The sequence below is a fragment of the Streptomyces sp. NPDC005496 genome, assembly GCF_042872045.1.
In the GTDB taxonomy this organism is placed as follows: Bacteria; Actinomycetota; Actinomycetes; order Streptomycetales; family Streptomycetaceae; genus Streptomyces.
Map to the genome: position 1 here is coordinate 474800 of NZ_JBIAJQ010000005.1, position 22446 is coordinate 497245.

Sequence of the window (22446 nt, forward strand, 5' to 3'; positions counted from 1 at the left end):
GCCGGGCTGATGTATCGACTCGATACATCAGCACGATAGAACGCCCCTGCGGTTGCGACAAGAGGGGGCACGGTGAACGGCGTCACATCACTGATTCGTAGGAAGTGACTTGCCTGATTTGGGGTGAACTTCGGCCCTAGGTGGGTTTTGACGGTGCGTAGTCTGTGCGCCATGCAGACCACCGGGAACCGAGTGACGCCTGGGGACGTCCTTGTCCTCGGTGCAGTACGGGTGAATGCGGCGACTGCCGTATCCGTACTTCGGGGGGACCGGAAACCAGCCGCCGTTTCCAGGCGCGCAAAGGTGCGCCTGCCCGAGGAGTAATCGTTCGATGAGCGAGCACCGTCGCAAACCGCCGCAGCCGCAGGGCGGCGGACGTGCCGCGGCCCGACGCGGCCAGCCCGGCCCGTCCGCCGGCCGCCGTGCCGCACCGCGAGGCGCCACCGGGTCACCTTCCGACGCCTACGGCCCGGGAGGTGAGGAGCGCCCGTACGGGAGCCGTGCCGAAGCACGCCGGGCGGCACAGAAGAGCAGTGGGGGCGGCCGACGCCGAGCGGCCGACGGCGCGGGCGCGGGCGGACACGGCGGGGCCGGCGGAGGCCGGCGCGGCGGGCCCGGAGGACCCAACGGACCGGGACGCGGCCGCGGCCGCCAGGGACCGGCCAAGAAACGCTTCATCGACTACCCGCGCGCGGGCAGGTACGGAGCCGCGCGCTGGGTGCCGTCCTGGAGACTCGTGACCGGGCTCTTCATCGGCTTCTTCGGCAGCCTGGTGGCGGTCGCGGGCGTGGCGTACGCCCTGGTGGGTGTGCCGGACGTGGCCAAGACCGCCGAGGCGCAGAACAACGTCTACTACTGGTCCGACGGCACTCAGATGGTCGCGACAGGCGGTGAGACGAACCGCCAGATCATCCCCTACGAGAAGATCCCCAAGGAGATGCGCTTCGCCGTCATGTCCGCCGAGAACAAGACGTTCGAGAACGACAGCGGCGTCGACCCCATGGGCATCGCCCGGGCCTTCGTCAACATGGCCAAGGGCGGCCAGACGCAGGGCGGCTCCACCATCACCCAGCAGTACGTGAAGAACGCGATGCTGGACGACCAGTCACAGACGATCTCCCGCAAGTTCAAAGAGCTGTTCGTCTCCATAAAGGTGGGCGCCCAGGAGCCCAAGGAGAAGATCATGGCCGGCTACCTGAACTCGGCGTACTACGGGCGCAACGCCTATGGGATCCAGGCGGCGGCGCACGCGTACTTCGACAAGGACGCCGAAGAGCTCAATGAGAGCGAGTGTGCCTTCCTCGCCGCGGTGCTGAAGGGCGCCACGTACTACGACCCCGCGGGTGCCGAGTCGATCGACCCTGTCGGTGCCACTCCCGAGGCCAACCGGAAGCGTGCCAAGGCGCGGTGGAGGTGGATCCTCCAGGAGGAGGTCAACGACGGACGGCTGCCGGCCTCGGTCCTCCAGAAGTACAAGACCTTCCCCAAGATCCAGAATCCCCGGTCGAACGCACAGCTCAGCGGCCAGGTCGGTTACCTCGTCGACCTGGCGAAGGCGTACCTGATCAACAACTCCGACAAGACTGAAATCACCGCCAACAAGCTTCAGCAGGGCGGCTACGAGATCCACACGACCTTCGACAAGAACATGGTCAAGGACCTTGAGAAGGCCGTGAAGGACGTCCGCAAGAAGAACATCAAGCCCAAGCTGCGGCCGGACAAGGACAAGTACGTCCAGTTCGGCGGCGCCTCCGTCGATCCGGACACGGGCGCGATCAAGGCCATCTACGGCGGTGAGGACGCGACCAAGCACTTCACCAACAACGCCGACCAGACCGGTGCCCAGGTGGGCTCGACCTTCAAGCCGTTCGTGCTCGCGGCCGCCATGTCGTGGGGGGTGAGGAACCCTGACGGCGACTCGGAGCAGGCACAGGACGAGCGCACCATCGCCTCCCCGAAGAGCCTCTACAGCGGCCAGAACAAGCTCAAGATCAAGGAGTACGACGGCAGCGTCTGGACGGACAAGGACGGCAAGGAGTGGCTGCAGCGGAACGACGGCAACGAGTCGTACAACCCGCCGAGCTACAACATCGATCTCCGTGAGGCGATGAGGGTCTCCGCGAACTCCGCCTACGTGCAGCTCGGTATGGACGTCGGTCTGGACAAGGTCCGGGAGGCCGCCATGGAGGCGGGTCTCCTCAAGACCAGTCTGGCGAGCGCCAGCTTCCCGTCGTTCTCGATCGGCACCTCCGACCCGAGCGCGATCCGCATGGCCGGCGCGTACGGCACCTTCGCCGACAGCGGCAAGCAGCACGACCCGTATTCGGTGGACAAGGTCACCAACGAGGACGGCACGGTCTACCAGCACGAGAACAAGTCCAAGCAGGCCTTCCGCTCGGCCGTCGCGGACAACGTCACCGATGTGCTGAAGACCGTGGTCGACAAGGGCACCGGTACGGCCGCCCAGCTCCCCGGCCGTCCGGTGGCCGGCAAGACCGGTACCACCGACGGCAACAAGTCCGCCTGGTTCGTCGGCTACACCCCGCAGCTCTCCACCGCGATCACGATGTACCGGATGGACGACAACGAGAGCAGCAAGAAGCGCGAGTTCCTGGAGATGTACGGAACGGGCGGCCAGGAGAAGATCCACGGCGCCTCGTTCCCGGCCGAGATCTGGCACGACTACATGGCAGAGGCGCTCAAGGACGAGCCGGTGAAGAACTTCCCGACGCCGGAGGACATCGGAGAGGTCGTCAACGACGTACCGAGTCCGAGCGCAACCCCTTCCGCGACCGAGAGCCGGCCGGAGAGCCCGACGCCCAGTGCGACTCCCAGCAAGTCGTCGCCCTCGCCCACGCCCTCGGAGAGCCAGAGCTGCGGCAAGTGGGACTGGAACTGCAACAACAACGGCGGGACCGACAACGGAGGGACCGACGTCGGTGGTACGGACGGCGGCGTGACATCCTCGCCCACGGAGAGCAGCGATACCGGGAACACAAGAGGCAACGGCAATGGGGGCCTCTTCGGCGGTCCGGGCGGATAGCGGCCCGTTCGTCCGCTGAGTGGTGTTTCACGTGAAACATGGGCCGCCGCACCGATCAGGTGCGGCGGCCCTCGGCGTATTCCCAGACACGTACGGCAGGATGTGCGGCATGCCCAGCGCAGAAACGACGCCAGCGAGCGTGCACGAGCCGGAGACGGTCCACCCGACCCGGGAGGACGAGGTCGCCGCGAACGGTAGCGAGCTGATCGGTGGTCCGCTCGGACGGCGAGCGCTGACCGGGACATCCTGGTGGACCCCGGTGCGGGTCGTCGCGCTCATCGCCATCGGCATGTTCGCCCTCGGCATGGTGCAGAAGCTGCCCTGCTACGACGGTGCCTGGTTCTTCGGAGCCAGTTCCCAGTACACGCACGCGTGCTACTCGGACATCCCGCACCTCTACCAGGGGCGCGGCTTCGCCGACGGGCTCGTGCCGTACTTCGACAAGCTCAGCGGCGACATGGACTACCTCGAGTACCCGGTGCTCACCGGTGTCTTCATGGAGGTCGCCTCCTGGCTCACCCCCGGCAGCGGCAGCATCCAGGACCAGGAGCAGTTCTACTGGATGGTCAACGCCGGGATGCTGATGATCTGCGCGGCGGTCATCGTCGTGTGCGTCTCCCGGACCCACGCACGGCGCCCCTGGGACGGCCTGCTGGTCGCCCTGGCGCCCGCCTACGCCCTGACCGCCACCATCAACTGGGACCTGCTGGCGGTCGCTCTGACGGCCGCCGCCATGCTGATGTGGTCCCGGGGCTGCTCCCTCGCCTTCGGTGTCCTGCTGGGCCTCGCCACGGCCGCCAAGCTCTACCCCGTCCTGCTGCTGGGGCCGCTCCTGATGCTGTGCTGGCGGGCCGGCAAGTGGCGGGAGTTCCGGATCGCCGTCGGCGGCGCCGTGGTCGCCTGGCTGGCCGTGAACCTGCCGGTGATGGTCTTCGCCTTCGAGGGCTGGTCGAAGTTCTACACGTTCAGCCAGGAGCGCGGGGTCGACTTCGGCTCCTTCTGGCTGATCCTCTCCCAGCGCTGGCAGAGCTCACTGCTCACCACGGACAACATCAACACGTTCGCCACCGTCCTGATGCTGCTGGCGTGCCTGGGCGTGGCCGCGCTCACGGTGACCGCCCCCCGCCGCCCTCGCTTCGCGCAGCTTGCGTTCCTGATCGTCGCGGCGTTCATCCTGACCAACAAGGTGTACTCGCCCCAGTACGTGCTCTGGCTGGTCCCCCTCGCGGTGCTGGCCCGGCCGCGGTGGCGTGACTTCCTCATCTGGCAGGCCTGCGAGGTCGCGTACTTCCTGGGGATCTGGATGTACCTCGCGTACACGACCAGCGGAGACGCCCACAAGGGCCTGCCGACGGAGGGGTACCAGACCGCCATCGCCGTCCACCTCCTCGGGACGCTGTACATCTGCGCCGTGGTGGTGCGCGACATCCTCATGCCGGAGCGGGACCCGGTTCGCCGTTCCGGCGACGACGATCCCTCGGGCGGCGTGCTGGACGGCGCCGAGGACGTGTTCGTCCTGGGAGCGGCCGCCCATCCGCCCCGGCACGCGGCTCACTTCGACGGCCCCCAGGTCGAATGGGGCGCACCGAACGGAACCGCCAAGGACAGTTCGCTCTGAGCGAACACGGCAGGAAGCAGGCCATGCGAAAGGCCGTACACGGGGTCCGTGTACGGCCTTTCGTCTTCGGCGGCGCGGAACTCCGGCCTGCCTCAGCGGGTCAGCGCTCGACGATCCGGTCGAACTGCGTAGTGGTGTGCCGCAGATGGGCTACCAGTTCCTCGCCGACCTGCGGCTCGGGGGCGTCCGAGGGCACGAAGAGGATCGAGACCTGCATGTGCGGCGGCTCCGCGAACCAGCGCTGCTTGCCGCTCCAGACGAACGGCGAGAGGTTGCGGTTGACCGTCGCGAGGCCCGCGCGGGCGACGCCCTTGGCGCGCGGCATGACGCCGTGCAGCGCCTTGGGGGCCTCCAGGCCCACCCCGTGCGACGTACCGCCCGCCACGACCACCAGGTAGCCGTCGGAGGCCGCCTTCTGCTGCCGGTAGCCGAAGCGGTCACCCTTGGACACGCGCGTGACGTCCAGGACGGCTCCGCGGTACTCGGTCGCCTCGTGGTCCCCCAGCCACAGCCGCGTCCCGATCCGGGCGCGGAAGTGGGTCTGCGGGAACTGCTGCTGGAGGCGGGCGAGTTCCTCGGCCTTGAGGTGGCTGACGAACATGGTGTGCAGCGGGAGGCGTGCCGCCCGCAGACGGTCCATCCAGCCGATGACCTCCTCGACGGCGTCCGAGCCGTCGGTGCGGTCCAGCGGCAGGTGGATGGCGAAGCCCTCCAGGCGCACGTTCTCTATGGCGGAGTGCAGATGCGGCAGGTCCTGCTCGCTGACACCGTGCCGCTTCATCGAGGACATGACCTCGATGACGACGCGGGCACCCACGAGGCCGTACACGCCGTCTATCGACGACACGGAGCGGATGACCCGGTCGGGCAGCGGTACGGGCTCCTCGCCCCTCCTGAACGGCGTCAGGACCAGCAGATCGCCGCCGAACCAGTCCTTGATCCGGGCGGCCTCGTACGTGGTGCCGACGGCGAGGACGTCCGAGCCGAGGCGCGTGGCCTCGTCGGCGAGCCGCTCGTGGCCGAAGCCGTAGCCGTTGCCCTTGCAGACGGGGACGAGCCCCGGGAACTGCTCCTGCACGTGCTTGTGGTGTGCCCGCCAGCGCGCGGTGTCGACGTAGAGCGTGAGCGCCATGGCCGGTCCCGGAACCTTTCTCGTGGCTGCGGTGAATCAGAGTGATGAAACGAAAGTGTGGCGGATCCGCCGCGACTTTGCGGTGACACCGCGCCGGAGAGTGCGCGCGGCGGGCGGACCGGTCCGGGTCAGCGACGCGACATGTAGATGTCGAGAGCCTTGTGGAGCAGCTTGTTGAGCGGGAAGTCCCACTCGCCGAGGTACTCGGCCGCCTGGCCGCCCGTGCCCACCTTGAACTGGATCAGACCGAAGAGGTGGTCCGTCTCGTCCAGCGAGTCGGAGATGCCGCGCAGGTCGTACACCGTCGCGCCGAGGGCGTACGAGTCGCGCAGCATCCGCCACTGCATCGCGTTGGAGGGCCGGTGCTCGCGGCCGATGTTGTCCGAGGCGCCGTAGGAGTACCAGACGTGGCCGCCGACGACGAGCATCGTGGCCGCGGACAGGTTCACCCCGTTGTGCCGGGCGAAGTAGAGCCGCATGCGGTTGGGGTCCTCGGTGTTGAGGGCCGTCCACATGCGCTGGAAGTACGAGAGCGACCGGGGCCGGAAGTGATCGCGCAGCGCGGTGATCTCGTAGAGCCGCTGCCACTCCTCCAGGTCCTGGTAGCCGCCCTGGACGACTTCGACGCCCGCCTTCTCGGCCTTCTTGATGTTGCGGCGCCACAGCTGGTTGAAGTTCTTGTGGACCTCTTCGAGGGACCGGTTCGCCAGCGGCACCTGGAAGACGTAGCGGGGCTGCACGTCGCCGAAGCCGGCGCCGCCGTCCTCACCCTGCTGCCAGCCCATGCGGCGCAGCTTGTCCGCGACCTCGAAGGCGCGGGGCTCGATGAAGTCCGCCTCGATGTCGCGCAGGCGCTTCACGTCGGGGTCCTGGATGCCGCCCTTGATGGACGTGGCCTCCCAGCGCCGGATGATCACCGGCGGGCCCATCTTCACGGAGAAGGCGCCCTGCTGCTTGAGGTGCGCCAGCATCGGCTGGAGCCAGTCGTCGAGGTTCGGGGCGAACCAGTTGATGACCGGGCCTTCGGGCAGGTACGCGAGATAGCGCTTGATCTTCGGGAGCTGGCGGTACAGGACGAGCCCGGCGCCGACCATCTCACCGGTCCTGTCGTCGAACCATCCGAGGTTCTCGGAGCGCCACTCCGCCTTCACATCTGCCCAGGCGGGGACCTGCATGTGGCTGGCCGAGGGCAGGCTCTGGATGTATGCCAGATGCTGCTCTCGGCTGATGGTCCTCAGGGTCAGGCTCATTCGGGGCGCTCCTCGGCTGGTCTGTCCCCATGGGTACAGGGGCTCCGGCTCTCGCGCCGAAGCCTACTGCGCCCCGCGAGCGCCCCGATTGGCCGTATGCGACCTCGCCCCCGGCCGACGGGCCGCCGGGGAGGCGAGGGGTGCTGTCGGGCCGCGCGGCCGACTGTGCGCCGGCCGGCCGCCGGACCCGTGCCGAGCGGGCGGCCCGGTCAGCTGATCACGCCTCCGAAGAGGCCGCCGTGGGCCATGCCGAGGAAGAAACCGAAGGCCGAGGCGCCGAGCCCCAGGATCAGCCCGAAACGTTCCCGGGTGGTCTCGGAGACGAACTGTCCGTAGGCGCCGGTGAAGATGCCGATCAGGCCCGTCCAGGAGCTGATCAGATGGAGGTTGTGGAACATCGCGGTCACGAAGGCGACGACGCCGAGGACGGCGGTCACCCAGACCAGGGTGTCCTGGAGGGGGTGGGGCTTGCCGTCGCTCGCGAGCAGGGAACCGCCGATGTTGGGTCGCATTGTCTGTGCCATAGGGCACCTCCTGCGGAAGGTGGCGCATCGTAGCGCCATTCACACCCGATGTGTACAGACTGACGGTCTCCCCGGCCGGATTTCAACCGGAAGCCACCGTGCGGGTACTCTGTACTCTCTGCACCGGTGTCTGCCCAGGCCGTGGCCACGTCACGACAGGGACTCCCGCTCGGATCCCCGAGCGAGAAACCCATTGTCAGTGGCGGCGGATACCGTTGCTCACGCATAACAACCCTCCTGCCACGGAACGACCGTGGCCGCTGAGTCCAAAGGAGGTGGGTTCCACATGCGTCACTACGAAGTGATGGTCATCCTCGACCCCGATCTCGAGGAGCGTGCTGTCTCCCCGCTGATCGAGAACTTCCTCTCCGTGGTCCGTGAGGCCAACGGAAAGGTCGAGAAGGTCGACACCTGGGGCCGTCGTCGTCTCGCGTACGAGATCAAGAAGAAGCCCGAGGGCATCTACTCGGTCATCGACCTGCAGGCCGAGCCTGCGGTCGTGAAGGAGCTCGACCGCCAGATGAACCTGAACGAGTCGGTCCTCCGGACCAAGGTCCTCCGCCCCGAGACCCACTGAGCTCACCAGCTCAGCTGATCTCGGGATCCGAGTAGCAGCACCAAGCAGCCAGCAGCAAACCCGCCGAGAGGTTCCCCCATGGCAGGCGAGACCGTCATCACGGTCGTCGGCAATCTTGTCGACGACCCCGAGCTGCGCTTCACCCCTTCCGGTGCGGCGGTCGCGAAGTTCCGTGTCGCGTCCACCCCCCGCACCTTCGACCGTCAGACCAACGAGTGGAAGGACGGCGAGAGCCTGTTCCTGACCTGCTCGGTCTGGCGTCAGGCGGCGGAGAACGTCGCAGAGTCGCTCCAGCGAGGCATGCGCGTGATCGTGCAGGGCCGGCTGAAGCAGCGGTCCTACGAGGACCGTGAGGGCGTCAAGCGCACGGTCTACGAGCTGGACGTCGAGGAAGTCGGCGCCAGCCTGAAGAACGCCACGGCCAAGGTCACCAAGACCACCGGTCGAGGCGGCCAGGGCGGTTACGGCGGCGGCGGTGGCGGCGGCCAGCAGGGCGGCAGCTGGGGCGGAAGCTCCGGCGGCGGTCAGCAGGGCGGCGGCGCTCCCGCCGACGACCCCTGGGCGACCAGCGCTCCTGCCGGCGGCGGCAACCAGGGCGGCGGCGGTGGCGGCGGCTGGGGCGGAAGCTCCGGCGGCTCCGGCGGCGGCTACTCGGACGAGCCCCCCTTCTAAGGGCGGGTTCGTACCCCCACTTCTTGATCACACAGGAGATACACCATGGCGAAGCCGCCTGTGCGCAAGCCGAAGAAGAAGGTCTGCGCTTTCTGCAAGGACAAGGTCACGTACGTGGACTACAAGGACACGAACATGCTGCGGAAGTTCATTTCCGACCGCGGCAAGATCCGTGCCCGCCGCGTGACCGGCAACTGCACGCAGCACCAGCGTGACGTCGCCACGGCTGTGAAGAACAGCCGTGAGATGGCGCTGCTGCCCTACACCTCCACCGCGCGATAAGGGAAGGGTGACAGACACATGAAGATCATCCTCACCCACGAGGTCTCCGGCCTCGGTGCCGCGGGCGACGTCGTCGACGTCAAGGACGGTTACGCTCGCAACTACCTGATCCCGCGGAACTTTGCGATCCGCTGGACCAAGGGCGGCGAGAAGGACGTCGAGCAGATTCGTCGCGCTCGCAAGATCCACGAGATCGCGACCATCGAGCAGGCCAACGAGATCAAGGGCCGCCTCGAGGGCGTCAAGGTCCGCCTTGCCGTCCGCTCCGGCGACGCCGGTCGTCTCTTCGGTTCCGTCACCCCGGCTGACATCGCCTCGGCGATCAAGGCTTCTGGTGGCCCCGAGGTCGACAAGCGCCGCATCGAGCTGGGCTCGCCCATCAAGACCCTGGGCGCCCACGAGACGTCCGTGCGTCTCCACCCCGAGGTTGCCGCCAAGGTCAACATCGAGGTTGTCGCTGCCTGAGTGCAGCGCTCGGCATAGCTGAGAGAAGGGCCGCACCCCCTGGGTGCGGCCCTTCTTCACGTCTTGGCCGTTCCCGTGGGGTCGGCGCCTCGGCTTGTTTCACGTGAAACAAGCCGTTTCACGTGAAACACACCAGCTGCCAGCCGTCAGCGGGTGGCGCCGGTGACGATCCAGCGTCCCGACCGGGACCGGAGCCACAGGGTCAGCAGGCGCATCGTCATCATGAACGTCATCGCGAGCCAGAGAGCGGTCAGCCCACCGCCGAGGACGGGCACGAGCAGTGCGACGGGTGCGAAGACCGCGAGTGTCAGAACCATGGCCCCTGCTAGATACGGCCCGTCTCCGGCACCCATGAGGACGCCGTCCAGCACGAAGACGATGCCGGAGACCGGCTGAGCGATCGCCACCACGAGGAGTGCGGGCAACGCGATGTTCTGGACGACGGAATCGCTGGTGAAGAGCGGAAGGAACAGCGGCCGGGTTAGTACGACCAACAGGCCGAGGACGATCCCGACGGCGATACCCCACTGCACCATCCGCCGACAGGCGTCGCGAGCACCCTCGGCGTCCTCGGCACCGAGATAGCGGCCGATGATGGCCTGGCCGGCGATGGCGATCGCGTCGAGTGCGAAGGCGAGCAGATTCCACAGCGAGACGATGATCTGGTGCGCGGCCATGTCCGCGTCCCCGAGCCCGGCAGCGACCGCGGTCGAGATCAGGAGGATCGCCCGCAAGGACAGGGTGCGTACCAGGAGCGGGGCGCCGGCCTGGGCGCAGGCCCGGATGCCGCCGAGATCGGGCCGCAGCGAGGCACCGTGCTTACGGGCGCCCCGGACGACGACGTACAGATAGCTCGCCGCCATGCCGAACTGGGCGATGACGGTGCCCCAGGCGGAGCCGGCGATACCCAGGCCGGCGCCGTAGACCAGGCCCACGTTGAGAGCCGCGTTCGTCACGAAGCCGGCGACGGCGACATAGAGCGGTGTCTTCGTGTTCTGCAGTCCGCGCAGAACGCCTGTGGCAGCGAGCACCACGAGCATGGCCGGGATGCCGAGGGCCGAGATCCGCAGATAGGTGACCGCGTAGGGAGCGGCTGTCTCCGATGCTCCGAAGAGTTCCACGAGGGCGGGTGCCGTCGGCATGGTGATGGCGATGACGGTCGCGCCGATGAGGAGCGCAAGCCAGATGCCGTCCATGCCCTGACGTATCGCCGCTCGCAGGTCGCCCGCTCCCACCCGCCGGGCGACGGCGGCCGTGGTGGCGTAGGCCAGGAAGACGAAGACGCCCACGGCAGTCATGAGGAGGGCCGAGGCGACGCCGAGGCCGGCCAGTTGAGCGGTGCCGAGGTGGCCCACGATCGCACTGTCGGCCATCACGAAGAGAGGCTCGGCGACCAAGGCGCCGAAGGCCGGAACGGTGAGCGCGACGATCTCTCTGTCGTGCCGGCGCAGGGCGGACCTGGGTGCCGCGGGAGCCTGTGTCATGAGCACCAATCTAATCTTCCACAGGTAAGAGATGCAAACCTTCATAGACCCTTACTGGTGGGCGAGTGAGAGGTGTCGTCGTGCAGTGTTCGAGGAGATCTTGGGCTGACCGGGAAAGTTTTTCTTCTGCACAGCCGGTGGAACGGAAAACGGCAGGTCAGCGCCGCTTTGGTGAGGGGACTGAGGGCTTGTTCACAGGGCTGTCCACCGGCTCGTGCACAGGTTTTGCCGGGTTCTCCACAGCATCCGGGCCGTCGTCCACATGGCCTGTGGATAACCAGATTGGCTGACGGTGCCCGCGGGCCTACCGTAGGGCGGCGCCCGCTCTCTCCTCCGTCCTCGGAAACCTGGCAAAACCGACGCGTCAGAACCGGAGTTGGGCCGCTCATTTGTCAGTGCCGTGCCGTAGAAAAGAGGGGCACGGCTAGGTCCGCTCGGCGGACGGGAGGAGGTGGCTCGGTGAGTATTTCCGAGCCCTTGGACGACCCGTGGGCCGACAGCGGTCCCAGTGATCGTCTGCCCGCCTCCCGCCAGCGCCGTGACGGTGGACGGGGCCGCGAGGAGCAGCACGAACGAGGCCGCGAGGGCGGTGAGTGGGACGGCGGAGGTTCAGCCTTCGAGAGGGTCCCGCCGCAGGACCTGGACGCGGAGCAGTCGGTTCTCGGTGGCATGCTCCTGTCCAAGGACGCCATCGCGGACGTCGTGGAGGTCATCAAGGGCCACGACTTCTACCGGCCCGCTCACGAGACCATCTACACGGCGATCCTCGATCTGTACGCGAAGGGCGAGCCGGCCGACCCGATCACGGTCGCGGCGGAGCTCACCAAGCGTGGCGAGATCACCAAGGTCGGCGGCGCGTCGTATCTGCACACCCTCGTCCAGACCGTTCCCACCGCGGCCAACGCCGAGTACTACGCGGAGATCGTCCACGAGCGCGCCGTCCTGCGCCGCCTGGTGGAGGCGGGCACGCGCATCACGCAGATGGGATACGCCGCCGACGGCGACGTGGACGAGATCGTCAACAGCGCGCAGGCGGAGATCTACGCGGTCACCGAGCAGCGCACCAGCGAGGACTATCTCCCGCTCGGCGACATCATGGAGGGCGCGCTCGACGAGATCGAGGCGATCGGTTCGCGCAGCGGCGAGATGACCGGCGTGCCGACCGGCTTCACGGACTTCGACTCGCTCACGAACGGTCTGCACCCGGGACAGATGATCGTCATCGCCGCCCGTCCCGCCATGGGTAAGTCCACGCTCGCGCTGGACTTCGCCCGGGCCGCGTCGATCAAGAACAACCTGCCCAGCGTCATCTTCTCGCTCGAAATGGGCCGCAACGAGATCGCGATGCGTCTGCTGTCCGCCGAGGCCCGCGTCGCCCTGCACCACATGCGTTCCGGCACGATGACCGACGAGGACTGGACCCGCCTGGCCCGCCGGATGCCGGACGTCTCGGCCGCCCCGCTCTTCATCGACGACTCGCCCAACCTGTCGATGATGGAGATCCGGGCCAAGTGCCGCCGCCTCAAGCAGCGCAACGACATCCGGCTGGTCGTCATCGACTACCTCCAGCTGATGCAGGCCGGTGGCTCCAAGCGCGCCGAGAGCCGCCAGCAGGAGGTCTCGGACATGTCCCGAAACCTCAAGCTGCTGGCCAAGGAGCTGGAGATCCCGGTCATCGCGCTGTCGCAGCTCAACCGTGGTCCCGAGCAGCGCACCGACAAGAAGCCGATGGTCTCGGACCTCCGTGAGTCCGGCTCCATCGAGCAGGACGCCGACATGGTCATCCTGTTGCACCGCGAGGACGCGTACGAGAAGGAGTCCCCGCGTGCCGGCGAGGCCGACCTGATCGTGGCCAAGCACCGTAACGGCCCGACGGCGACCATCACCGTCGCCTTCCAGGGCCACTACTCCCGCTTCGTGGACATGGCACAGACCTGACAGGTGCGGCTGCACGTCTTACGTTCGCTGCCCCAGCCTCAGAGGCGACGCCGGACAGACGGCCGTTGGAGGTTGGCCGGCATCCTGCCTGACGTCTGCGGCGCGGGCCGTTTCGCTTTGCGGAGAGGCTCGGATGAAATGCGCTCGACGTGGGGTGTCGGGCGGGGTGGACTGGGCGCATGACATCGCCTCAGGAAGAGTTGCTTCCCGCCACGCGCCGAACCCTGCTCCACCGCATCGCCACCGCGCAGGCCGAGGGGCGTGCTCCGTCCCTGGTCGCGACGGTCGTCCGGGACGGGCAGCCGGTGTGGACGGGCTCGCGCACGTCGGTGGAGGGGCACGGCCCGGACGGGAACGTGCAGTACCGGATCGGTTCGATCACCAAGACCTTCACCGCCGTTCTCGTCCTGCGCCTTCGGGACGAGGGCGTGCTGGATCTCGGCGACCCGCTGGAGAAGCACCTGCCGGGCACCGGCGCGGGGGAGGCGACCATCGCCGAACTGCTCGCGCACACCGGCGGACTGGCGGCCGAGTCACCCGCTCCGTGGTGGGAGCGCACGCCCGGCTCGCTGCGCCCGGAACTCGCCGATGTGCTGGGCGAGCAGCCGCTGCGGCATCCGGTCGGTCGGCGACACCACTACTCGAACCCCGGGTACACATTGCTCGGCGCTCTGATCGAGGAGTTGCGCGGCGCGCCCTGGGAGGACGTGCTGCGGCGCGAGGTGCTCGAGCCGCTCGGCCTGCACCGCACGAGTGGGAGTCCGCGGGCACCGCACGCGGGCGGTTGGGCGGTGCATCCGTGGGCGGACGTGATGCTGCCGGAGCCCACCGAGGACCTCGGACGGATGGCGCCGGCGGGGCAGCTCTGGTCCACCACCGACGATCTGGCCCGCTTCGCGGTCTTCCTCACCCGGGGCGACGACCGGGTGCTCAGCGCGGATTCCGTACGGGAGATGCGTACGCCCGCCGCTCCCGCGGAGGTCGCGGACGTGTCAGCCGGTTCCGCGTACGGACTGGGCATGCAGATCCAGCATCGGGACGGGCGGATCCTCGTCGGTCATTCCGGGTCACTGCCGGGCTTCCTCGCCAACCTGACGGTCAGCGTGGAGGACGATCTGGCGGCGGTCGTGCTGGCCAACTGCACCTCCGGCCCGCTGGTGTCGAACCTGGCGGCCGAACTCGTACGTGTGGTGGCGGAGGCCGAGCCGCGCATTCCGGCACCGTGGAGGCCGCTGCCGGAAGTCGACCGTGACGTACTGGAGTTGGCCGGCCAGTGGTACTGGGGCACTCTGGCGTTCGCGCTGCGCCTGTCGGCCGACGAGGGCCTCTCGCTGGGGCCGCTGGCCGGCGGAGGCCGCCGGTCGCGTTTCCGGCCGAACGGTGACGGTACGTGGACGGGGCTGGACGGCTACTACGCCGGAGAGCCGCTACGAGCCGTACGACGGCCTGACGGGTCGGTGAGCCACCTGGACCTCGGGTCGTTCGTGTTCACCCGCCAGCCGTACGACGAGTCGGCTCAGGTGCCGGGTGGCGTCGACCCCGAGGGCTGGCGCGGGATCAGGTAGGCGACGTCGCGGGGGCCGCGTCCTGTTTCACGTGAAACAGGACGCGGCCCAGCCGCTGGAAGCCCGTCAGAGTGGGAGCTTGAAGCCGACGTGCGAGGCGGTGAAGCCGAGCCGCTCGTAGAAGCGGTGCGCGTCGGTGCGGGTGACGTCGGAGGTGAGCTGGACCAACTGGCAGTCCTGGCGCCTGGATTCCTCGATCGCCCACTCGATGAGCTGCGTTCCGAGGCCACTGCCACGTTCGTCCGCGTGGACCCGTACGCCCTCGACGATCGACCGGGTCGCACCTTTGCGGGAGAGGCCGGGAACGATCGTGAGCTGGAGCGTGCCGACGACGCGGCCCTCGCGCGCGGCGACCACGAGGTGCTGGTTCGGGTCGGCCCTGAGGCGTTCCAGCGCCGCGAGATAGGGCGTCAGGTCGTCCGGGGACTCGCGCTGGGCCCCCAGCGGGTCGTCCGCGAGCATGGCGACCACGGCGGGCACATCGTCGGCGGCGGCCGGTCGTATCTCAAGATCTCCCATGGCCGCAGCCTAAGCGGCCCTGGTCACTTCCCGCAGGTACGGGAGGACCCGCGCCCCGAGTTACGCGGGCACGCTCACTGACTCCACGACCCGGACCAGCGGGGCCAGTTCGGGAACCTTCGCCGCCGCGTCCAGCGCCTCCCGGAGAGCGGCGTCGTTGGTCGGACGCGCCTCTTCGAGCAGCTTGAGGCCCGCCTCGCTGACGTTCGTGTAGATGCCGCGGCGGTCGGTGGGGCAGAGGTAGCGGGAGAGGAGTCCGCGGTCCTCGAGCCGGGTGACCAGCCGGGTGGTGGCGCTCTGGCTGAGGACGACCGCGTCGGCGACCTGCTTCATCTGCAGATGGCCTCCCTCGCCGTCGTGCTGCCGGCTGAGCACGTCGAGCAGCGAGTACTCCCGTGCGCTCAGGTCGTGCTTGGCCTGCAGGGCGCGCTCGATGTGCGCCTCGATCCTCCCGTGCAGAAGAGAGAGGGCGCACCAGCCCTGGGCAAGGGCAGTGAGCGCGGGGTCCGTCGCTGTCATGGCGTTCTCCTCCGTCCCGGAGCGGCTGGAACCAGGATAGAGCACGAACGCAATAGACCGCGTTTGCATATAGCCCGCGTCTGCAACTATTGTGAACGCACGCTAAGAGCTCCTGCAATCTTCTGGGAAGGTGCATCCACGCATGCCTCTCGCGCTACTGGCCCTCGCGATCGGGGCCTTCGGAATCGGCACCACCGAATTCGTGATCATGGGCGTGCTGCCCCAGGTCGCCGGTGACTTCGGGGTCTCCATCCCCACCGCCGGACTGCTGGTGACCGGCTACGCCCTCGGCGTGGTGATCGGCGCTCCGATCATGACCGCGCTCGGTACGAAGGTGTCCCGCAAGCGGATGCTGATGCTGCTGATGGGGCTGTTCGTCCTCGGCAACCTGCTCTCCGCCGTCGCCCCCGTCTTCGGACTGATGCTGGTGGGCCGTGTGGTCGCCTCGCTGGCGCACGGAGCGTTCTTCGGCATCGGCTCGGTCGTAGCCGCGGAGCTGGTCGCCCCGGAGAAGAAGGCCGGCGCCATCGCCATGATGTTCAGCGGACTCACCATCGCCAATGTGGTCGGTGTCCCGCTGGGCACACTGATCGGGCAGTCCGCCGGCTGGCGGGTCACCTTCGCCGGTGTGGCCGTGCTCGGCGTGATCGGATTCCTCGGCATCGCCAAGCTGGTGCCCGATCTGCCGAAGCCCGAGGGCGTACACCTCCGTCACGAGCTGGCCGCCTTCAAGAACGTGCAGGTGCTGCTCGCCATGGCGATGACCGTCCTCGGATTCGGCGGCGTCTTCGCGGCCATCACCTACATCGCGCCGATGATGACGCACGTCGCGGGCTTCGCCGACGGCTCCGTCACCTGGCTCCTGGTCCTCTTCGGGCTCGGCATGGTCGGCGGCAACCTCATCGGCGGGAAGTTCGCCGACCGCGCCCTGATGCCGATGCTGTATGTGTCCCTGGGCGGCCTCGCCGTGGTGCTCGCGCTCTTCACCTTCACCGCGCACAACAAGGTCCTCGCGGCTATCACCATCGCCCTCATCGGCGCCCTGGGCTTCGCGACCGTGCCGCCCCTGCAGAAGCGCGTCCTCGACCAGGCGCACGGCGCCCCCACGCTGGCTTCGGCGGTGAACATCGGCGCCTTCAACCTCGGCAACGCCCTGTCCGCCTGGCTCGGCGGCATCGTCATCGCGGCGGGCCTCGGCTACACCGCCCCGAACTGGGTGGGCGCCGTCCTCGCCGCCGCCGCCCTCGTCCTGGCCGTGCTGTCCGCCGGTCTGGAGCGTCGGGCCGGAGCCAGGAGCACGGTGGTCGCGGGTGCCACCCCGACCGAACAGCCCGCCCCCCTCCACCACTGACCCCCGGTTCCGACGGGGGGGGGGGGGGGGGGGGACAGGGCCGTCCCCGCCCCGGGCCGAGAACCGTCACTCCGCATGTTCCGAACGAGCGCCCGTCACGGCGGACGCCCGGTACCACCCCGCAAGGAGAACTCCTCATGACCATCACCACCGCCGCTGTCGCCCCGCTGACCATCCAGGACGCCGAACTCCTCGTCACCGAGGCCCGCCGTGCCGCCGAGGCCGCCGGGGTCACGGTCAGCGTCACCGTCCTCGACGCGGGCGGCCACCTGCTCGCCTTCCGGCGGGACGACCGCGCCGTGCTGATCTCCGGCGAGACCAGCACCCGCAAGGCCTACACGGCGCTCCAGCTGGACTCCGCCACCGCCGATCTCGTCGACGCGGTCCAGCCCGGCGGCCTCTTCCACACGCTGCCCACCGCGCTGGACCGTCCGCTGCTGTTCATCGCCGGCGGTGTACCGGTCCACCGTGACGGCCGACTGATCGGCGCCGTCGGGGTCGGCGGCGGAGCGCCCGAGCAGGACCACGGTTTCGCGACCGCGGCCGTACAGGCGCTCGCCTGAGACATCACCGCTCACTGACCGAAGCCGGCTCCCGCATCACCGGGGGCCGGCTTCCGTCCGTAGGGAGAATGCTCAGCCCGCTGCGACGGTCAGCGGAGCGAAACGCCGCGTCCAGTCGCCGGGCAGTTCCGAGATGCCGTAGGTCATGACGTCGTTGAAGGCGACGGGTGCCAGGCCGTGCTCCTTCAGCCAGGTCAGCAGCTCGTCGTGCCGGACGTCGATGTCGGTGCGCAGCGGGCGGTCCGTGTGCGCCGCGAGCGAGGCGACAAGCGCCTTGGCCGTCTCCGTGTCCCGGGCGATCAGTGGACCCACGACGTGCGTCTCCATGTTCGGCCAGGCAGCTGCGTAACCGATGATCCGGCCGTTCTCCTCCGCGACGCGCAGCTGGTCGGCGAAGGCAGGCAGCCGCGTGATCACGTGCGTACGGTCGGGGCCGAAGACCTCCTCGTCGAGCCGCACGATCGTCGTCAGGTCCTCGGCGGTGGCGGACCGGGTGACGATCCGAGGTTCCGTGCCGTCCGGCAGGAAGCGACCGCGGATCATCTCCGCGCGGCCGATGGTCTTGAAGCCCAGCTGCTCGTAGAGCGGGCGCCCGGACGGGGTGGCGTGGAGGGTCAGCGGGGTGGTTCCCATCTCCGCGACGACATGGCTCATCAAGCGGCGGCCGACGCCCAGGCGCGCATGCCGGTCGGCGACCAGCACCATGCCGATGGCGCCAAGGCCGGGGCGGTCCCGGGGGCCGTACTCGGTGACGACACAGGCGGTGACGAGTCCTCCCTCGGGATCGTCGATGCCGTATCCGGTGCCCGCTGCCAGCAGGAGGCCCCACTTGTGTTCCTCGCGGGGCCATCCCCGGTTCTCGGACAGGTCGGCGCAGGCGGCGAGATCGCGGACCGTCAGTCGGCGGATGGGCAGAGCGGTGAGGGAAGGTGTCGACACGCAGGTCAGGCTGTACGAAAGGAACCCGTGACGTCCACCGGTTTGCGTCCGGACGGCCGCTTTTTCGGCCATCTCGCGCAGAACCGCACACCGTACTGGCAGATGTTTCACGTGAAACACCGCGGAACGTCCTCCCGACTTGAACGGCGGACCCCGGCCAGGCGTACTCGATGAGGGAACCGGCCTCGTCGTCCGTGCCCCGACGAGCCGGTGAGCCGTTGGCGGTGGTGGGAATTCTCGGCGCGGCGCCAAGGTGCAGATCGCGGACCGACTCTGTGAAGAATTCGAGGTGAGCCGTACGGACGGCTTCGCGTGTGGCGACTCGCTGTCCGACCGGAGCCTGTTCGACATTGTCCCGGTATCCGTCGCGCTCAACGCCGATCGGCACCCGGCGGGCCTGGCATCCACTCCCACGTGGGCCGGGATCTGTGGGGTGCCTATGAATTGGTGCGGCACGCCCGGTAATTGAGGGAATTGGTGGTTCGGCCCAGAGCATTAGCGGTGGACCAAGGAAGGACTTGTGTGTGGGTCGTCGGCCGGTAGGGTCGACTCCGGTTCGTGACCGGGGTGCTGGACGGCTTCACGGCTCACGAACGCAGGCCAATGCAGCGTATCGGGACGGAGAGATCGAACACGTCATTTTCCGCTATGCGGTCGGCGGCAGCCCGGCGATGGGACGCTGCGGGAATGGGGTGGCCGATGTCACGCTCTCGGCTTACTTGTCGGTACGGGACGGGAACGCGGCTCCAAGGCGGCCGTAGCGGCGGGCAGGACTGAACGGGGACACAAAGGAAAACCGTCTGCGTGGGAAAGCAGGCATCTTCCGACCGAGGAAGTGCGCAGACCGACCGAAAGATGTTCGAGGCGAGGCACACCATGGACGCTCCGACCACTACGCCGGCCGACAACGGCACATCCGGCGCCGAAGGCGGAGGCGGCTGGTTCACGCCGCGCACCAAGCCTGAGGCCACCGTCGGAGAGACGGCCGACGCGCCGGAGGGCAACCGCCTGGCGGGGATGCGGCCGCGCGGCAGGTCCTCGAAGGGCGAGAACGCGCCGGGACAGGAACGAATGGGTCAGGCGGCTCAGGCGTCCGCAGCCGTGCCGACGGGGGTACCGGTCACCACTCCGGCCGCCGAGGCGCAGGAGCCAGGCCGGGCCGCCTCCGTTCCCACCCCGGGCCCCGCCCCCCGACCGGCCTTCGACGGCATACGCACAGGGGCCGCCAACGGCCCCGCCGAGATCCGACGGCACAGCTCTCCCGCGTACCCCGCCGCGACGCCGGTGCCGCAAGCACCCGCGCAGCTGCCCCGGTCGGCCCCCGCGGCCTCTCCCGACGCCGTGCTGATCCAGCGGACCATGGCCGAGGTCGCTCCGGTCGCCGACAAGGTCACTTCGTACTTCTACGCGCTGCTCTTCGTACGCCACCCCGACCTGCGGCAGCTCTTCCCCGCCGCGATGGACACCCAGCGGGACCGTCTGCTCAGGGCGCTGCTGACGGCGGCCGAGCACATCGACAACACCGACGTCCTGGTCGCCTATCTGAAGAACCTCGGTCGAGGCCACCGCAAGTACGGCACGCGTCCCGAGCACTACCCGGCCGTCGGCGAATGCCTCATCGGCGCCCTGAGCCGGTACGCCTCGTCGGTCTGGGACGAGGAGACGGAGGCGGCCTGGGTGCGGGCGTACACGACGATCTCCCAGGTCATGATCGACGCGGCGGCAGCCGACGAACTGCGGGCCCCCGCCTGGTGGCACGCGGAGATCGTGTCGCACGAGCTGCGGACCTCCGACATAGCGGTGCTCACCGTCCGTCCGGACCAGCCCTACCCCTTCCTCGCGGGGCAGTACACCAGTGTCGAGACGCCCTGGTGGCCGCGGATCTGGCGGCACTACTCGTTCGCCTCGGCGCCGCGCAGCGACGGGCTGCTGTCGTTCCACGTGAAAGCCGTGCCGGCAGGCTGGGTGTCCAACGCGCTGGTGCACCGGGCCAGACCCGGAGACACCATCCGGCTCGGACCGCCCGCGGGCACGATGACCGTGGACCACACCACCGGGAGCGGCCTGCTGTGCCTGGGCGGCGGGACCGGGATCGCCCCCATCAAGGCACTGGTCGAGGACGTCGCCGAGCACGGGGAGCGGCGCCCGATGGAGGTCTTTTACGGCGCCCGTACCGGACAGGATCTGTACGACATCGACACGATGCTGCGGCTCCAGCAGAGCCATCCCTGGCTGTCGGTGCGCCCGATCGTCGACCAGCAGGCGCATCTGCAGCTCCCCGACGCCGTACGCGAGTACGGCCCGTGGAACGAGTACGACGCCTATCTGTCGGGACCGCCCGGCATGATCCGCAGCGGAGTGGACGCGCTGCGGGACATCGGCATCCCCTCGGACCGCATCCGGCACGACTCCGTGGAGGAACTGGTCGCGGCCGGCAGCTGATCCGGCGGAGGCCCGGACCGGTGTCAGCCGAGATCGGGGGCGTGCATCGCGCGTACGCCCTCGATGTTGCCGTCGAGATAGTGCCGCAGGGACAGCGGGACCAGGTGGACGGAAGCGATGCCGACCCGGGTGAAGGGGATCCGCACGATCTCGTACTCACCGCACGGTTCGTCCACCTCGGGTCCGTGGCGCTGGGCGGGGTCCATGGCTTCGAGGTGGCAGACGAAGAAGTGCTGGACCTTCACGCCGCTCGCGCCGCCGTCCTCGCCGATGTGCTCGACCGTGTCGACGAAGCAGGGGACCACGTCGGTGATCTTGGCGCCGAGTTCCTCGTGGAGCTCTCGGTGGAGGGCGTCGACGACGGTCGTGTCCTCGGGCTCGACGCCACCGCCCGGGGTGAGCCAGTAGGGATCGACGCCGGGCTTGGTCCGCTTGATGAGGATCAGGTCGTCGCCATCGAGCAGGATGGCGCGGGCGGTGCGCTTGACCACGGGTCGAACGGTCATGGGAGAAATGTGGCCCGGCTGGTTCCACGTGAAACATCGCGCAGCCGGGAGGACGTCAGAAGAGCTCTCAGCGCCGACCGCGCCGTCGGACAGGAGCGAGGCCAGGACAGGGACTCAGCTCCATTCCCCCGCTGCGTGCAGCAGCCACTCGTAGGCCCGGGCGATGTGGGGCATCGCCAGTGTCCCGGTGCGCACCACGAGGAAGTACGTGCGCAGCGGCGGCACTGCCGGGTCGTGCAGGGGCACGACGTCTCCGGCGTCCAGCGCGTGGGAGCACAGGTAGCGCGGCAGCACCGCGAGGCCGGCTCCGGCGGCGGCGCAGGCGAGGACGGCGCGCAGGTCGGGCACGATGACGGTGCCCGAGGCGGCGGGCCGGGAGTCGAAGACGGAGGCCCAGTACCGGGAGACGAGCGGCAGCGACTCGTGCACCTCGACCACGGGAAGGCCTTCGAGGGCGTGGGAGCCCTTGCAGCGCAGCTCTCCGGCGCCGATCTGGGCGGCCCAGCTCGGGGCGGCCACCAGGACGTGCTCCTCGTCGCAGAGCGCAGTCGAGGTGAGCAGGGCGCCCCGGGGGCGGGCCGTCGTGATGGCCAGATCATGATGGCCGGCGGCGAGTCCCTCCAACGTCTCCTCCGCGTTCCCGAAGGAAGCGCGCAGCGCGAGGCCCTGGCCGTCGTCACCGGTGAGCTCCGTGAGAGCGGGGAGCGCCCGTTCCGCGGTGAACTCCGGAGGGCCCGCCAGATGCAGGGTGCGTGCGGACGCGTCCTCGTCCAGGCCGGACGCGGTGATCTCCACCAGGGCGTCCAGATGCGGGGCCGCCTTGTGGGCGAGCTCGTCGCCGATGGTCGTGGGCGTCACCCCGCGGGCCTGACGCAGGAAGAGAGGCCGGCCCAGCTGGCGTTCCAGCGTGCGGATCTGCGAGGTCACCGCGGGTTGCGAGAGGCCCAGCAGAGCGGCGGCACGAGTGAAGGAACCGGCCCGGTGCACGGTCACGAAGGTGCGCAGCAGGGCCAGATCCATGCTGCCCCTCCCCTCCCAGCACCCCCGAGCGAACCCC

General features: G+C 68.8%; 20 protein-coding genes. 11 read left to right on the forward strand and 9 right to left on the reverse strand.

Translation table 11 applies throughout. From position 1 onward, the window contains the following. The first annotated feature begins 331 nt into the window (after positions 1 to 331). Entirely contained in the window at positions 332 to 3043 is a 2712-nt protein-coding gene (locus tag ACFYQQ_RS18210) for a transglycosylase domain-containing protein (protein ID WP_388904836.1), read from the forward strand. 109 nt (positions 3044 to 3152) lie between these two features. Further along, positions 3153 to 4661: a glycosyltransferase family 87 protein gene (locus ACFYQQ_RS18215; protein ID WP_388904837.1), complete on the forward strand. Its 1509-nt coding sequence runs from the start codon at positions 3153 to 3155 to the stop codon at positions 4659 to 4661. A gap of 100 nt (positions 4662 to 4761) precedes the next feature. On the opposite strand, the gene ACFYQQ_RS18220 is transcribed toward ACFYQQ_RS18215, so the two are convergent. From ACFYQQ_RS18220 to ACFYQQ_RS18230, 3 genes are all read right to left on the reverse strand, one after another. Continuing rightward, positions 4762 to 5793, reverse strand: a complete 1032-nt coding sequence (locus ACFYQQ_RS18220; RefSeq protein WP_356238098.1) for an alanine racemase — start codon at positions 5791 to 5793, stop codon at positions 4762 to 4764. A gap of 128 nt (positions 5794 to 5921) precedes the next feature. After that, the gene (gene femX, locus ACFYQQ_RS18225; RefSeq protein ID WP_355794318.1) at positions 5922 to 7043 is read right to left on the reverse strand and encodes a peptidoglycan bridge formation glycyltransferase FemX; all 1122 of its coding nucleotides are present in this window, start codon (positions 7041 to 7043) and stop codon (positions 5922 to 5924) included. 209 nt (positions 7044 to 7252) lie between these two features. After that, positions 7253 to 7567 (reverse strand): hypothetical protein, encoded by a 315-nt coding sequence (locus ACFYQQ_RS18230; RefSeq protein ID WP_356238099.1) that lies wholly within the window; start codon positions 7565 to 7567, stop codon positions 7253 to 7255. Positions 7568 to 7853: 286 nt separating this feature from the next. On the opposite strand from ACFYQQ_RS18230, the gene rpsF reads away from it, so the two are divergent. The 4 genes from rpsF to rplI all read left to right on the forward strand — a co-directional run bounded on the left by rpsF (position 7854) and on the right by rplI (position 9563). Continuing rightward, positions 7854 to 8144, forward strand: a complete 291-nt coding sequence (gene rpsF, locus ACFYQQ_RS18235; RefSeq protein WP_028804085.1) for a 30S ribosomal protein S6 — start codon at positions 7854 to 7856, stop codon at positions 8142 to 8144. A 78-nt stretch (positions 8145 to 8222) separates the two neighbouring features. Next, positions 8223 to 8816 (forward strand): single-stranded DNA-binding protein, encoded by a 594-nt coding sequence (locus ACFYQQ_RS18240; protein ID WP_356163675.1) that lies wholly within the window; start codon positions 8223 to 8225, stop codon positions 8814 to 8816. Positions 8817 to 8861: 45 nt separating this feature from the next. Continuing rightward, positions 8862 to 9098 carry a 30S ribosomal protein S18 gene (rpsR, locus tag ACFYQQ_RS18245; RefSeq protein ID WP_003949403.1) on the forward strand — a complete coding sequence of 79 codons (237 nt, stop codon included), beginning with the start codon at positions 8862 to 8864 and terminating at the stop codon, positions 9096 to 9098. An 18-nt stretch (positions 9099 to 9116) separates the two neighbouring features. Then, positions 9117 to 9563 (forward strand): 50S ribosomal protein L9, encoded by a 447-nt coding sequence (gene rplI / locus ACFYQQ_RS18250; RefSeq protein WP_121404978.1) that lies wholly within the window; start codon positions 9117 to 9119, stop codon positions 9561 to 9563. 146 nt (positions 9564 to 9709) lie between these two features. Here rplI and ACFYQQ_RS18255 read toward each other — a convergent pair whose 3' ends face one another. Beyond that, complete coding sequence (locus ACFYQQ_RS18255) at positions 9710 to 11047, reverse strand: MATE family efflux transporter (protein WP_388904838.1); 1338 nt, start codon at positions 11045 to 11047, stop codon at positions 9710 to 9712. Positions 11048 to 11506: 459 nt separating this feature from the next. Here ACFYQQ_RS18255 and dnaB point away from each other — a divergent pair, with 459 nt between their 5' ends. Together dnaB and ACFYQQ_RS18265 are read left to right on the forward strand one after the other, a co-directional pair. Then, the gene (gene dnaB / locus ACFYQQ_RS18260) at positions 11507 to 12985 is read left to right on the forward strand and encodes a replicative DNA helicase (protein ID WP_356163673.1); all 1479 of its coding nucleotides are present in this window, start codon (positions 11507 to 11509) and stop codon (positions 12983 to 12985) included. A 179-nt stretch (positions 12986 to 13164) separates the two neighbouring features. After that, entirely contained in the window at positions 13165 to 14550 is a 1386-nt protein-coding gene (locus ACFYQQ_RS18265) for a serine hydrolase domain-containing protein (RefSeq protein ID WP_356238101.1), read from the forward strand. Between the two features lie 66 nt (positions 14551 to 14616). Here ACFYQQ_RS18265 and ACFYQQ_RS18270 read toward each other — a convergent pair whose 3' ends face one another. Both ACFYQQ_RS18270 and ACFYQQ_RS18275 read right to left on the reverse strand, forming a co-directional pair. Then, complete coding sequence (locus ACFYQQ_RS18270; protein WP_355794589.1) at positions 14617 to 15069, reverse strand: GNAT family N-acetyltransferase; 453 nt, start codon at positions 15067 to 15069, stop codon at positions 14617 to 14619. Positions 15070 to 15129: 60 nt separating this feature from the next. After that, entirely contained in the window at positions 15130 to 15588 is a 459-nt protein-coding gene (locus ACFYQQ_RS18275) for a MarR family transcriptional regulator (protein ID WP_355794591.1), read from the reverse strand. A gap of 142 nt (positions 15589 to 15730) precedes the next feature. Between ACFYQQ_RS18275 and ACFYQQ_RS18280 the strand changes: the two genes are divergently transcribed. Both ACFYQQ_RS18280 and ACFYQQ_RS18285 read left to right on the forward strand, forming a co-directional pair. Further along, positions 15731 to 16939, forward strand: a complete 1209-nt coding sequence (locus tag ACFYQQ_RS18280; protein WP_356163670.1) for an MFS transporter — start codon at positions 15731 to 15733, stop codon at positions 16937 to 16939. Positions 16940 to 17082: 143 nt separating this feature from the next. After that, the gene (locus ACFYQQ_RS18285; protein ID WP_355785374.1) at positions 17083 to 17502 is read left to right on the forward strand and encodes a heme-binding protein; all 420 of its coding nucleotides are present in this window, start codon (positions 17083 to 17085) and stop codon (positions 17500 to 17502) included. 72 nt (positions 17503 to 17574) lie between these two features. On the opposite strand, the gene ACFYQQ_RS18290 is transcribed toward ACFYQQ_RS18285, so the two are convergent. Continuing rightward, positions 17575 to 18441, reverse strand: coding sequence for a GNAT family N-acetyltransferase (locus tag ACFYQQ_RS18290; RefSeq protein ID WP_355785357.1), 867 nt, complete (start codon positions 18439 to 18441; stop codon positions 17575 to 17577). A gap of 876 nt (positions 18442 to 19317) precedes the next feature. Between ACFYQQ_RS18290 and ACFYQQ_RS18295 the strand changes: the two genes are divergently transcribed. Then, entirely contained in the window at positions 19318 to 20883 is a 1566-nt protein-coding gene (locus ACFYQQ_RS18295) for a globin domain-containing protein (RefSeq protein ID WP_355785360.1), read from the forward strand. 23 nt (positions 20884 to 20906) lie between these two features. Here the strand turns inward: ACFYQQ_RS18295 and ACFYQQ_RS18300 are convergent, their stop codons facing one another. Together ACFYQQ_RS18300 and ACFYQQ_RS18305 are read right to left on the reverse strand one after the other, a co-directional pair. After that, positions 20907 to 21389, reverse strand: coding sequence for an NUDIX hydrolase (locus ACFYQQ_RS18300; RefSeq protein WP_355785363.1), 483 nt, complete (start codon positions 21387 to 21389; stop codon positions 20907 to 20909). 114 nt (positions 21390 to 21503) lie between these two features. Continuing rightward, on the reverse strand, positions 21504 to 22409 hold the full coding sequence (locus tag ACFYQQ_RS18305) for a LysR family transcriptional regulator (protein ID WP_355785366.1): 906 nt from the start codon (positions 22407 to 22409) through the stop codon (positions 21504 to 21506). Positions 22410 to 22446 lie beyond the last annotated feature (37 nt).